This window comes from Bacillus sp. 5mfcol3.1 (assembly GCF_900114335.1).
Lineage (GTDB): Bacteria > Bacillota > Bacilli > Bacillales > Bacillaceae_G > Bacillus_A > Bacillus_A thuringiensis_S.
In genome coordinates this window covers 83,393-96,718 of the sequence record NZ_FOST01000005.1, presented here as the reverse complement: position 1 = coordinate 96,718, position 13,326 = coordinate 83,393, and the positions used below count along the sequence as shown (strand labels likewise).

Genomic DNA, 13,326 nt, shown 5'->3' with positions numbered 1-13,326 from the left:
CCAGTTCATTTCGCTTTCACAGCGCTTTATAAAGTAATACTGCCTGTAATTAATCCATAAATCGCAAAGAATGCTAAAGCACCAATTGCTACGGATGATGCTAATTCCACTCGAGTAAATATTTGCTTCGAACTCTTTTGCTTTTGAACATTGTAAAAAATAAAAATACCTGGCGCATATAAAGTCATTGTTAATAATAAATACTCTAAACCAGCTGCATAAACTAACCACACACCATAAATACTTGCTATCAAACCAATTATTATATTTTTATTTCGATCTACTTCTTCAGATTTTAAGCTATGCTTCAGTTGATAAAATGCTGAAAAAGCATATGGAATTAAAATGGCTGAAGATGCTAAAGAGAATGCAAAGTTATACGCCTGATCAGAAACGACGAATGTTAACAAGAATATTTGAATTAAACCATTTGTTATCCATAATGAATTTACTGGAGCCTTATTTTTATTTTCTTTTGCGAACCATTTTGGAAATACTCCATCTTTAGCCGCTAAATATGGAATTTCAGAAGCGAGCAAAGTCCAACCTAACCAAGCACCTAATACAGAGATGACCAAACCTAAATTTATAAAGATAGCACCCCATTTTCCAACAACACTTTCAAATAAATAAGCCATAGCTGGATTTTTCAAACCAGCAATATCTGCTTGCTGCATAAGTCCAAGAGACAATAATGTGATTAAAATGTAAATGATGAGTGTACCAATTAAGCCAATAACCGTTGCTTTCCCTACATCACTTCTATTTTTTGCTCGACTGGATAAAACAACCGCCCCTTCTACCCCAATAAATACCCATAGAGTTACAAGCATTGTACTTTTAACTTGGCTGCCAACTGCTCCCCATGAAAAAGAACCAGTTTGCCCCCAAAATCCATCTAAGAATGTATCAATATGAAACGCGAAGATTCCTATGACAATAAATACAAATACAGGTACTAATTTTGCGATTGTAGTTACTAAATTCACAAGTGCTGCTGATTGAACTCCACGTAAAATTAACATGTGAACACACCACAATAATACGCTTGCACCAATAATGGATTCTACATTTTGACCGCCTTCAAAGATCGGGAAGAAATATCCTAATGAAGAAAATAATAATGTACCGTAAGCTACATTCCCAAGCCAAGCAGATAGCCAGTATCCCCACGCACTATTAAATCCCATAAAATTACCAAATCCTGCTTTTGCATAGCTAAAAATACCACCATCTAAATCTGGCCGTTTTACAGTTAGATTTTGAAAAGATAATCCAAGTGCAATCATCCCAATTCCTGTTATAACCCAGCCAATAATAATGGCTCCAGCACCAGCACCTTTTGCCATATCACTCGCTAAATTAAAGGCTCCACCGCCAATCATAGACCCAACTACAAGAGCCGTTAGTGTAAACAACCCTAATTTCTTATCTTCACCCATTCCACTCACCTCTCTTTAATTGCAATAACAATACAAAAGCAATAGTGAATGATAGTGTCTAAAGGAGGAGAAAGAAGAAAGGAAGACTCCCTTTCTTCTTTACTCCATGTTTCCTAAAGTAGCTGCCATAACCGCTTTAATTGTATGCATTCTATTTTCAGCTTGATCAAATACTTTTGAATGTTTACTGCGGAATACTTCGTCAGTTACCTCCATTTCTTTCAACCCATATTTCTCGTAAACTTCTTCGCCATACATCGTTTCAACATCATGAAATGCAGGTAAACAATGTAAGAAAATCACGTTTTCATTCCCTGTTTCTTTAATCATTTTCATATTTACTTGATAAGGTCTCAATAACTCGACACGTTCAGCAAATTTTTCTTCTTCCCCCATAGACACCCATACATCTGTATAAATTACATCTGCATTCGCAACAGCTTCTTCCACATTACTTGTTATCATTACCTGTTCATTATATTTTTTTGCTAAATCAATTACTTCTTGTGCAGGCCATAAAGATTCTGGTGTGCAAATACGTACATCCATTCCAACGATTGCTCCACCAACTAGTAAGCTATTAGCAACATTATTTCGTCCATCTCCAACGTAAACGAGCTTCACATTTTTCAACTTCCCTACATGTTCTCTAATTGTTAATAAATCTGCTAGTGTTTGTGTTGGATGCCACATGTCTGTTAATCCATTCCAAACTGGCACACCAGAATTTTGTGCTAAAGATTCTACAGTCTCATGATTAAATCCACGAAACTCAATTCCGTCAAACATACGCCCTAACACTTTTGCTGTATCCTCTACGGATTCTTTTTTCCCAAGCTGAATATCACCTTTCCCTAAATATTCAGGATTCGCCCCTAAATCTGTACATGCTACTGTAAATGCACAGCGCGTACGAGTGGAGGTTTTTTCAAATAAGAGCGCTACATTCTTATCTTCTAAATAATGATGCGGGATACCATTTTTCTTTTTCTCTTTTAATTCTGCTGCCAAATCTAGAAAATATAACAATTCTTCTTGTGTAAAATCTTTTTCTGCTAGAAAGCTTCTTCCTTTTAAATTTGGTCTAGTCATTAACATACTTCATCCCTACTTTCTCCGTTATTTATACTAAATATCTTTACGAACAATTGGCATACTCATGCAACGTGGACCCCCACGACCACGAGATAATTCCGAACTTAGCACTTCAATTACTTCTATACCGTGCTCCCGTAATAACGTATTGGATACATAGTTGCGATCATATGTAACAACTACACCTGGTGCGATTGCTAATGTGTTCGAGCCATCATTCCATTGTTCACGAGCAGAAGCAATTACATCTCCTCCTCCACATGGAATAAGAACTAATTCACTTAAGCCTAATACCTCTTTTAATGCTTCCATTAAAGAAGTACGATGTGTAATTTTAAGAGTTTCCTCATCTGATCCTTTTTCTAAAATATAAATATTCATATTCCCTTTTGGCCCTTGAATGGCTGGATGAATTGTAAACTTGTCATAATCAACCATTGTAAATACTGTATCTAAATGCATAAATGCTCGGCATTTTGGAATTTCTATTGCTAACACTTTCTTAATTTTATTTTGTCGGCTAAAGAGATTTTTAGCTAAACGTTCAATTGCTTTAGCTGAAGTACGAGCAGACACTCCAATCGCAATTGTTTCTTCATTTAAAATTAGCTCGTCGCCACCTTCAATTGGAAATTTATAATCACGATCTAACCAGATTGGTACATTATGTTTTGCAAATCTTGGGTGATATTTAATGATGTACTCCATGAATAATGATTCACGTCTACGCGCTGGTTCTCTCATCTTATTTATCGTTAAGCCATCGCCCACGCTAGCTGCTGGATCACGAGTAAAATATAAATTAGGCATTGGATCTAAGTAAAACGGATAATGATCTTCCATTAATTCATATAAATGTGTCTTCTTACTTGTTTCAATTTCGTTTTTCCGTACACCGCCCATAATTTTTTGAATTAATTCTTCATTTGAAAAGGAAAGTAAATATTCTTTTAAAGTTTGATGTGCAACATTTACGTCAGCCTGTCCTTCTTTTAAAATACGATCAACAAATTCTTCTCGAAGTTTTTTATCTACTAACGCCTCAGCGGCTAGTTTTTCTAAATAAAGAACTTCAACACCCCGATTGCGTAACGTTTGTGCAAAATAATCATGCTCTTTTTGAATAATTGGTAAGTATGGAATATCATCAAATAATAATTGCTGCAAATAATCTGGCGTCAAGTTTTCCACTTCTTTACCCGGTCGTTTTAATAAAACCGTTTGTAATTCCCCAATTTCTGAAGTAACATGTATCGGATGTTTCATTTGTTGTACCTCCTTTTAAATATGTTTGATGTCTTACAAGTACATAATAAATGCTCTGCACTTTCATCTTTGTGAAAGCATCCACATTATCATTGTGAAATATTAAACAAGTTATTTTTTAAAAATCATACAAATTTGTATTTTTATAACAAACTCTCTCGCTTTTTCAATAAAAAACACATATATTACGCATATATGTTGAATATTCAACTTCCGTATTTAAACAAAAATCCTGTTTTTAATTTTATTAAAAACAGGATTTTTACATCTAAATAATTAAATTTAATCTTTCTTCTATAATCTCCCTATCTGATTTCGACTGTGAAATTATAAGGCATGTATCATTTCCACATATACATCCTATTTTTTCTTTCCAATCTAACTCATCAAATAAAACACCAATAACATGTGCATTACCAGGTAATGTTTTAATAACCATTAATTGATCTACACAATCAATTTTCACAACAACTTCTCGTAATTTTTTCTTTAACTTTATATCAGTTTGTAAATGCTCTTCTGAGAAAACTTTATATATCATTAATCCTTCTTGAGAAGGTACCTTCGTTAAGTTTAACTCACGAATATCGCGAGAAACCGTAGCTTGTGTTACTAATACATCTTTTTTTGCTAACAATTCTACTAATCTTTCTTGCTTATCTATTTCATACTCCTTTACAAATTGTTTAATTAACCGTTGTCTTTTTTCTTTTTTCATAAAAGACACCCCTTTTAATATTATAGCTCGCTATAATTTTCATCCGAAAGGGAGAGAAAAGAATGTTGCGGAAACGTTCATAGTTTAACTGTAAATATTAAATCAAACTAAATAAAAAAGAGAAGAACAGCATTCTGTTCTTCCTTTTACATTGAAAATCGTTCAATTGTTTGTTTCAAATCAGTTGCTTGCTTCTCTAAATCTTTTAATAATTGATCGATTACTATCATATTTTTAGACTGTTGTAGCGTCACACGCGCCACTTCTTGCGAACCAGCTGACGTTTCTTCAGCAATTGCTGCTACAGCTTTTGTTTGTGCTCCTGTTTGATGAATGTGGCTCACTTGTTCATTCATATAACTACTAATTTGCTGAGTTGCATCGGCTACTTCCATAACACTTGATGACATTTCTTTTAAAATTAATTCCGTAGCTTCCCCACGTTTCGCCTCTTCTTTAGCTATTTTCACTTGTTCTGTCATTTTCATTGCAACTTGTTGTACTTCATCTTGCATATTCCGTAATAACTGAGATATGTTTCTTGCAGAATGATCACTTTCATCAGCAAGTTTACGTACTTCTTCCGCAACAACCGCAAAACCTCTTCCATGCTCTCCTGCGCGAGCTGCCTCAATAGAAGCATTTAGTGCTAATAAATTCGTTTGGCTAGCAATCGCACTCACAACAGACACAATATGTTCTACTTGTTTCATTCGTTCTTCTAACTTCTGTACATTTTGCATTGAATCTTCATTTTCTTTTGCCAATGTTTGAATACCTTGAATTAAAGACGTAAAGACACGAGTACTATGCCCTAAAGCTTGAACCATTTCTGAAGACAACGTATCAGACTGCTTCGCTTTTTCTTCTACTTCACTTGCAATAGACGTCGTTGTATCAACAGCAGAAACAATTGCTTGAATTGATGCTGCTGATTGCTCAGCGCCTGAAGAAATCTCTGCAAGAGTCTCAGATACACCTTGCGCTTGTCTCGTTGCTTCTCCTGTTTGTTTTCTAATCTGCTGTACTTGATTGTTTGTATAAGAAAATGTTGTATCAATATTTTTTACCATGCCCCTTAAGTTTCCTAACATCATATTAAATGCAACACTTAAAGATTTAATTTCATCATCTGTCTTCGGTAATGGAACATCTTCACGAATATCACCATCAGCTGCTTTTCTTGCCGCCTCCTCTAACTTTCGAAGCGGTTTAATTAAAAATACGGCTGCTCCATATGCTAAAATCCCAGACCATACTACCCCTAATAACATAACAAGAATATTATATACAGTTTGACTTACATAACTTTGAAAATAATCGTATATCACGTAAATAAAAAATATACTTGTTGAATATGTAATGAAAGCTAAAACTGTAGTGAATAGCATAAGTTGTGTACGTAATCCAAAAGAAAATGTTTTCCTTTCTTTTTCCATCTTCCCTTTCCCCCTTTTTATAAGCAATATAAATACTACCTATATATTATTATCCATATTTTCATTATAGAAGGATATAGGGATTTTAAAAATTATTATTTCTTTGAATATCAAATTGCACGAAAAAAATAAAGGATTCTGACAATTTGTGACTAATAACAGAAATAAGGGGCAACATTTGTAAAATATATTTTTAACTGGGGGTTTTGTATGATTCAAGTTCGAAATCTAGTAAAATCATTCGGTTCACTTGATGTGTTAAAAGGAATTGATTTAGAAGTAAAAGAAAAAGAAGTTGTTGTTTTAATTGGTGCCAGTGGTTCTGGTAAAAGTACATTACTTCGCTGTCTTAACTTTTTAGAAATGTACGATGAAGGCGAAATTCACTTACAAGGTGAGCGAATTGATCCAAAGCATTCAAATTTAAATAAAGTCCGTGAAAATGTCGGTATGGTTTTTCAGCACTTTAACCTCTTTCCTCATATGACCTCACTAGAAAACATCATAGAAGCACCTATTCACGTAAAAAAATTAGAGAAAGCAAATGCAAAGGATATTGGAAATCAACTTCTCCAAAAAGTCGGCCTTCAAGATAAAGCGGATGTAACTCCTCATCTTCTTTCAGGTGGTCAAAAACAGCGCATTGCCATTGCACGAGCTCTTGCAATGAGCCCTAAGATTATGCTATTTGATGAGCCTACCTCAGCTTTAGACCCTGAACTTGTTGGAGAAGTATTGCAAGTTATGAAAGAACTTGCTGAAGAAGGGATGACAATGGTTATTGTTACTCATGAAATGAATTTCGCAAGAGATGTAGCTGATCGCGTCATCTTTATGGATGATGGAAAGATTGTAGAAGATGCTCCGCCAGCACAATTCTTTTCAGCTCCATCACATGAACGGGCAAAACAATTTTTACGCAACGTTTTATAATGTAACTTCTGTTTCAAACGAAAAGGAATACATTCATACGGTGCACAACTAATCATCCAAATAAACTATTTCAATAACATACTAAAAAACCATCCGTATGATCAATATATAGGAGGGGTTTTATGAAAAGGAAACTATTAACCATTGTTGCTAGCATTACACTATGTACATCTTTCATACTAGGAGCTTGTAGCAAAGAAAGCTCTACTACTTCATCAAATGGTGAAAAAGAATTTCGCTATGCGATGAGTGGATTATACAAACCTTTTAACTATAAAGAAAATGACGGCAAACTTGTCGGCTTTGATGTAGAAATCGGTGAAGCTCTTGCTAAAAAGATGAACATGAAGGCTACGCCAGTTACAAACCCATGGGAAACGCTAATTCAAGGTCTTCAAGCGAAGAAATATGATGTAATACTGGGTAGTATGGCAATTACAGAGGAGCGCTTAAAAGCTGTTAGTTTCTCAAATCCGTACTATCGGTCTGGCGCCCAAATTTTTGTGGCTAAAAAGAATACCGCTATCTCTTCTCCAGAAGATTTAAAAGGTAAGAAAATTGGTGTTGTAAAAGCTAGTACCTTTAAAAATCTTGTTGCAAAATATACAGATCAAATCACAGAATATGACAGTGATATTACTGCTCTTATGGATTTAGAGCCTGGGCGTGTTGATGCAGTAATTACGGATCAAATGGTTGGTCTACGTATGATAAAAGAAGGAAAATCGAATATAAAAGAAGCCGGAAAACCATTAAATCTTGATGAAATGGGAATTGCTATTCGCAAAGATGATAAAGAAATGGTTGAGAAAGTAAATAAAGCGTTAGATGAAATCATTAAAGATGGTACGTATGAAAAGATCAGTAAAAAATGGTTCGGGCGTAATATTCTTGGTGAAGAGGAAAAAACGAAGTAAGTAAGTTAGTAAGTTAGTAAGTTAGCCATTCAAAAGATTCATAAACAGTGCCCCACTGATTAAGTATTCATTTTATGTGGGGCATTTCATTCTCTACTAAAATCTATACAATATGAGGTGAAACGCATGTTTGAAATTTTTATCTCTTCCTATCCCACACTCTTAAAGGCTACTATTGTCACATTACAATTAACATTAACTTCCCTAGTACTCGGTTCATTAATTGGATTATTATTCGCTTTCTTTCGAATCTCTAACAATAAAGTTTTAAATAGTATCGCTCATGTCTACATTGCTATTATTCGTGGTACACCTTTAATTGTTCAAATTGCCATTCTCTATTTTGGAATTACATCCGTTGTTGTTTTCACCCCTTTTTGGGCAGGAGCAATCGCTTTAGCAATTCATAACGGTGCATATATTACGGAAATTTTCCGTGGATCTATTCAATCCGTTGACCGGGGACAATTAGAAGCAGCTCGCTCTTTAGGCATGCCTTATCCTTTAGCTATGCGACGAATTATATTACCACAAGCATTTCGTCTGTCTCTTCCTCCTCTAGGAAACCAATTTATTATCGGATTAAAAGATTCTTCACTTGTTGCTTATGTAGGAATGTCCGAATTATGGGGATCAGGTTTATCAATTGCAGCAGGTAACTTCCAACAATTAGATACTTACATAATCGTTGGTGCATACTATCTCGTACTTGTTCTTCTATTTACTTATTTTGTTAATCTTTTAGAAAAACGATTACAACGAAAAGAAACTAACTCCGTCCAAGTCCATAAAAAGAACAAAAAGGAAGTTTCTTTATAAGAAAAAGCAAGCCTGAGATGGCTTGCTTTTTCACTGCAAAAATATATTAATTTTTACTGATTTACTTTTTTAATACTCTCGTCTTCCTCTATATGTTCCTCACGATATGAAATATTATGAGGATCTAGTCCATTTCCTAAAGAACCATAGAAATGCTCTCTATGCGGATCCACTAATTCACTTCCGTGATAATACACACGTGGTGTATTCCATAGGGCTGCTAATGCTTTTGTCATCGGCATTTCGTGATAACGTTCCGGCCACATTTCTTTAATCTTCTCTTTTACTAACGGATAGTATTTAGAGCTCATAGCAGGAAACAGATGGTGTTCTGTATGATATGAGAAATTGAAATGTAAAACGTCTACCCAGCGCGGCACTGTTACTGATAAACAGTTTGCTAACGGATCATTTACTGGAACAATTGGATTTAAGCGGTGATTTGTTGCGATATATGCCATTACAATAAAGTTAGCAATTAACAACGGAATGACATATGCAAATAACCATTTTCCAGGTCCCATAATAAACAATAAACTAATCCAAACTGTCCAAGGCAAAAGAAGTTGAAGCCATACAGATTTTTGATTGGATGACTTGAACTCTTTTATAAAATGAAAGAACATTCGAGTCGAATGCAATGTAAATTGAATTGTTAGTGACAGAAAACTAAAGAATGAACGTACATGTAGAGGCATACGATATACCCAACTCAAAAACTTACTCTTCTTAAGTTTCTCAAGTGTCGGCCATGCATCCGGATCATTCTCTTCATGCTGTGTATGAACATGATGCGTTGCATTATGCCACTTTCTCCAAAGCTTTGGCCCTGTTGATAATGGCATAAATGCAATCGCGCCTAAGAAGTCACGAAGCCATGCCTTTCTTACAACAGTTCCATGTAAAATTTCATGCCCTAAAAATCCAAGTGAAGCAAAACATAATCCAAGAACAATCGCAATTCCTAGATTCGCCCACACATTCAATTCAAATACACCAATCGATATTAACCCCGCCAATGCCACAAGCAAATAAGCCAGTCCACCAAATAAACGAGTAGGCACTGGTTTAAATGCTTTTTTCGGCAAATGTGGTGATACACGTGCTGCATACCACCCAAACGTATGAAGCTCCTTCATCCTTTTGCTCCTTTCTTATGCCGCGCCTTGCGCAACTTACATATATCAATTCTTGCTTCCAGATTGATTTTACTAGATGATCCAAAAAGCATCTATTATAAGGAAAATATACTCACTCTATCGTCACTTATTTTTCGCTTTTATTATCAATGAAAAACATTTCTCTTTTTACTCTCTATCAACCTTTCCACATGATGAATCATAACAATAGAATTTCTATATTGTCAACACCTTTTATGACCTAGTAATAAAAGGTGGTTATATTTTTATAATCATACTTTATTTCACTAAAGAAAATGTATAGATTCCATAAGGATTTACCCACTATATATAGACATTTTCTTAAACGCCATAGACTCTATCTCATTCAATAACTCCCTATGTAATCAACAAACAGAATCACTTGAATTTAGTTTTATATAAATCCTACCACTTCATAATGCCCCATCTAATTAATTATATTAAAATAATTTATAACCTCTTTTAATAAAAATAGACTACTTCTAAAACAACACACATGAATTTCATATATTATGGAAATATTAAAAGGAAAATTGTTCTAAAATCAGGAGGTTTCCGCAATGACAAGTGATACATTTCCACAACTGCCGCTATCTTATTGGATTGAATCTACTCAGTTTCCTACTTTCCCTCGTTTATCCGAAAATATAAAGACAAAAGTTGCTATTATCGGTGCTGGTATTACAGGTATTACTACTGCCTATTTACTTGCAAAAGAAGGCATCGATGTTGTTTTAATTGATTCTGGTCGTATTTTAAACGGAACGACTGGGCATACAACAGCGAAAGTAACAGCACAACATGATCTTATTTATGATGAATTAATAAACCATTTCGGTGTAGAAAAGGCCGGGCTTTACTATGAATCAAATAATCAGGCTCTACAATTCATAAATGAAACTGTTCAAACATATAAAATCGACTGTAATTTCTCAAATGAAGATTCATATTTATATACAACTACCGATAACGGATTAAGAAATTTATCGAAAGAATATGAAGCTTATCAAAAATTAAATATACCTTGTGACTATGTTCAATCTCTATCGATTCCTATTCCAGTACAATCTGCGCTTATAATGAAAAATCAAGCACAATTCCATCCCCTTCTTTATTTAAAAACACTTTTAGAAAAGTTTGTGGAGATGGGCGGAAAGCTCTACGAACAAACAACAGCTATGGATGTGGAAAAGGGAGATCATCCACAAATAATTACAAAAGAGGGCCATCATATCACTTGTGAATATGTCGTCTCTTGTTCACATTTTCCTTTTTATGATGCAAATAGCTTTTTCTTTACGCGAATGTACGCAGAACGCTCCTACGCTCTTGCAATAAAAGCAAAAACGGATTATCCAGGTGGCATGTATTTAAGTATTGATGATCCAAAGCGCTCCTTACGCTATATAACAAACAATGGAGAAAAATTAATTTTGATTGGCGGAGAGAGTCATAAAACAGGACAAGGAATAAATACGATGCTTCATTATGAAGCACTCTATTCTTTTGCTGAAGCAACTTTTGGAATAGACGAGGTTCCTTATAGATGGTCAGCACAAGATTTAATCACTCTAGATAAGCTTCCTTATATCGGACATATTAACGAAAGAAATCCAAATATCTTTGTTGCAACTGGATATCGCAAATGGGGCATGACAACTGGAACTGCTGCCGCTCACCTACTGAAGGACTCCATCTTAAAAGTCCACAGTCCCTATAAAGAACTGTATGCACCATCACGCTTCCATGCAAATCCAGATATAAAAACGTTCCTCTCCCAGAACATTGATGTTGCGAAACATTTAATTGAAGGAAAGATTGAAACCGCATTACGTAAGCCAGAAGATCTCGAAGTTGGTGAAGGATCTGTCGTACATGTTAACGGTAAACGAGCAGGTGCTTATAAGGACAAAGAAGGAAAATTACATATCGTCGATACAACTTGTACACATCTCGGCTGTGAAGTTGAATGGAATAATGGTGATTGTACTTGGGATTGTCCTTGCCATGGTTCTCGTTTTTCAATTGAGGGAGACGTTCTTGAAGGCCCAGCAGATCAACCGTTAAAACGCGTTGATAATGAGTAAACAAATAAAGAAGTTCAACAGAATTACGGTTGAACTTCTTTATTTGTTATAAAACCTGTTCAGATAAATTTCGACACAGGAAGGAAAATATTAACATTAAATAAAATAATATATTCATCTACAAATTAAAAGGGGTGAATATTATGCAACCTTCAGCTCCACCTCATCTAGAATCTACAGAAACTATCTTTTCAAGCTCTATTACAAAACTTGTTGTTTTTATTTGTTGGCTAGCCATTTTAGCTGATGGATATGATTTAGGTATTTACGGTGCCGTTCTACCAAAGCTCCTAGAAGACAAAAGCTGGGCGCTATCACCAGCGCACGCTGGTACAATTGCAAGCTATGCTTTATTTGGGATGTTTATTGGGGCTATTCTAGTTGGAACGATTACAGATCTAATTGGGCGTAAATGGACGCTTATATGCTGTTTAGCACTTTTTTCTATCACAATGGGTTTAGCGGCTATCGCTTCTTCTCCTGAGTTATTTGGATTATCTCGATTTATAGGAGGAATCGGATTAGGCGGTGTTATCCCAACGGCTTCAGCACTTACTGTTGAATATTCACCAAAAAAAAGGCAATCTTTTATTTATGCTCTTATGTTTACTGGCTATCCTTTAGGTATCGTATTAGGTGCTATTTTGTCTATGTTTATGTTAGAAGATTTCGGATGGAGAATTATGTTTGGTATCGGAATGATTCCACTACTCCTCATTCCTTTCATTATTCGCTATTTACCTGAGTCCATTCAATTTTTATTATCACGTAATCGCCAAGAAGAAGTGAACCAAATCCTTAATCGTTTTCAAATTGAATTTCATGTAAAAAATAAAACTCATCAAGCTCCATCTACTATACGAAAGAAAAATGGATTTTTTACTTTATTCTCAAAAGAATACATAAAAGCAACACTACTTTTTTGGATCACTTATATAATGGGAATGTTTTTAATATACGGTTTAAACACTTGGTTACCACAGATGATGCGCCAGGCGGGATATCCTCTTGGATCTAGTCTGTCTTTTCTACTTATGCTAAATATTACCGCAGCTGTTGGTGCGTTATTCGCTGGAGCAATTGCTGATCGTATAGGCGCAAAAATTGTTATTAGCATCTCTTATCTTATGGCAGCCATATGTATCGGACTATTAACAATTAAGCCATCTGTTACAATCATTTATCTTTTAATTGGCCTTGCTGGTATTGGATCGGTCGGTATTACTCAAATATTAAATGCATATGTAACACAATACTTCCCATCACATATCCGAGCTACCTCCTTAGGCTGGGGACTGGGACTTGGCCGAGTTGGTGCAATTGCTGGCCCAATTCTCGTCGGTATTATTATGACAATGCAATATGACTTAGCATGGAATTTTTACTTATTCTCCTTTGCAGGTCTTATCGCAGCTATATCTGTTTTCTTCATTCCTACAAAATAAAAAGG

At 35.0% G+C, this 13,326-nt stretch carries 11 protein-coding genes; 5 read left to right on the top strand and 6 right to left on the bottom strand.

From position 1 onward, the window contains the following. Window positions 1–26: 26 nt before the first annotated feature. The 5 genes from arcD to BM089_RS23155 all read right to left on the bottom strand — a co-directional run bounded on the left by arcD (window position 27) and on the right by BM089_RS23155 (window position 5,960). A complete protein-coding gene (gene arcD / locus BM089_RS23175) occupies window positions 27–1,442 on the bottom strand; it encodes an arginine-ornithine antiporter (RefSeq protein ID WP_000503413.1) in 1,416 nt (471 codons plus the stop codon). A gap of 99 nt (window positions 1,443–1,541) precedes the next feature. Then, a complete protein-coding gene (argF, locus tag BM089_RS23170; RefSeq protein ID WP_000930283.1) occupies window positions 1,542–2,540 on the bottom strand; it encodes an ornithine carbamoyltransferase in 999 nt (332 codons plus the stop codon). Between the two features lie 30 nt (window positions 2,541–2,570). Further along, a complete protein-coding gene (gene arcA / locus BM089_RS23165; RefSeq protein ID WP_000682331.1) occupies window positions 2,571–3,803 on the bottom strand; it encodes an arginine deiminase in 1,233 nt (410 codons plus the stop codon). Between the two features lie 268 nt (window positions 3,804–4,071). Continuing rightward, entirely contained in the window at window positions 4,072–4,521 is a 450-nt protein-coding gene (gene argR, locus BM089_RS23160) for an arginine repressor (protein ID WP_000711826.1), read from the bottom strand. 146 nt (window positions 4,522–4,667) lie between these two features. Next, a complete protein-coding gene (locus tag BM089_RS23155) occupies window positions 4,668–5,960 on the bottom strand; it encodes a methyl-accepting chemotaxis protein (protein WP_000410238.1) in 1,293 nt (430 codons plus the stop codon). Window positions 5,961–6,170: 210 nt separating this feature from the next. Here BM089_RS23155 and BM089_RS23150 point away from each other — a divergent pair, with 210 nt between their 5' ends. The 3 genes from BM089_RS23150 to BM089_RS23140 all read left to right on the top strand — a co-directional run bounded on the left by BM089_RS23150 (window position 6,171) and on the right by BM089_RS23140 (window position 8,629). Then, window positions 6,171–6,893: an amino acid ABC transporter ATP-binding protein gene (locus BM089_RS23150; RefSeq protein ID WP_000616921.1), complete on the top strand. Its 723-nt coding sequence runs from the start codon at window positions 6,171–6,173 to the stop codon at window positions 6,891–6,893. Window positions 6,894–7,015: 122 nt separating this feature from the next. Then, a complete protein-coding gene (locus BM089_RS23145; RefSeq protein ID WP_000823754.1) occupies window positions 7,016–7,810 on the top strand; it encodes an ABC transporter substrate-binding protein in 795 nt (264 codons plus the stop codon). A 126-nt stretch (window positions 7,811–7,936) separates the two neighbouring features. After that, window positions 7,937–8,629, top strand: coding sequence for an amino acid ABC transporter permease (locus BM089_RS23140; protein ID WP_000461535.1), 693 nt, complete (start codon window positions 7,937–7,939; stop codon window positions 8,627–8,629). A 53-nt stretch (window positions 8,630–8,682) separates the two neighbouring features. Here the strand turns inward: BM089_RS23140 and BM089_RS23135 are convergent, their stop codons facing one another. Next, window positions 8,683–9,768, bottom strand: coding sequence for a Delta(10) desaturase DesB (locus BM089_RS23135; protein WP_000661219.1), 1,086 nt, complete (start codon window positions 9,766–9,768; stop codon window positions 8,683–8,685). A 581-nt stretch (window positions 9,769–10,349) separates the two neighbouring features. Here BM089_RS23135 and BM089_RS23130 point away from each other — a divergent pair. Together BM089_RS23130 and BM089_RS23125 are read left to right on the top strand one after the other, a co-directional pair. After that, a complete protein-coding gene (locus BM089_RS23130) occupies window positions 10,350–11,876 on the top strand; it encodes an FAD-dependent oxidoreductase (protein WP_000199977.1) in 1,527 nt (508 codons plus the stop codon). A 143-nt stretch (window positions 11,877–12,019) separates the two neighbouring features. Further along, the gene (locus BM089_RS23125) at window positions 12,020–13,321 is read left to right on the top strand and encodes an MFS transporter (protein ID WP_090978205.1); all 1,302 of its coding nucleotides are present in this window, start codon (window positions 12,020–12,022) and stop codon (window positions 13,319–13,321) included. Window positions 13,322–13,326 lie beyond the last annotated feature (5 nt).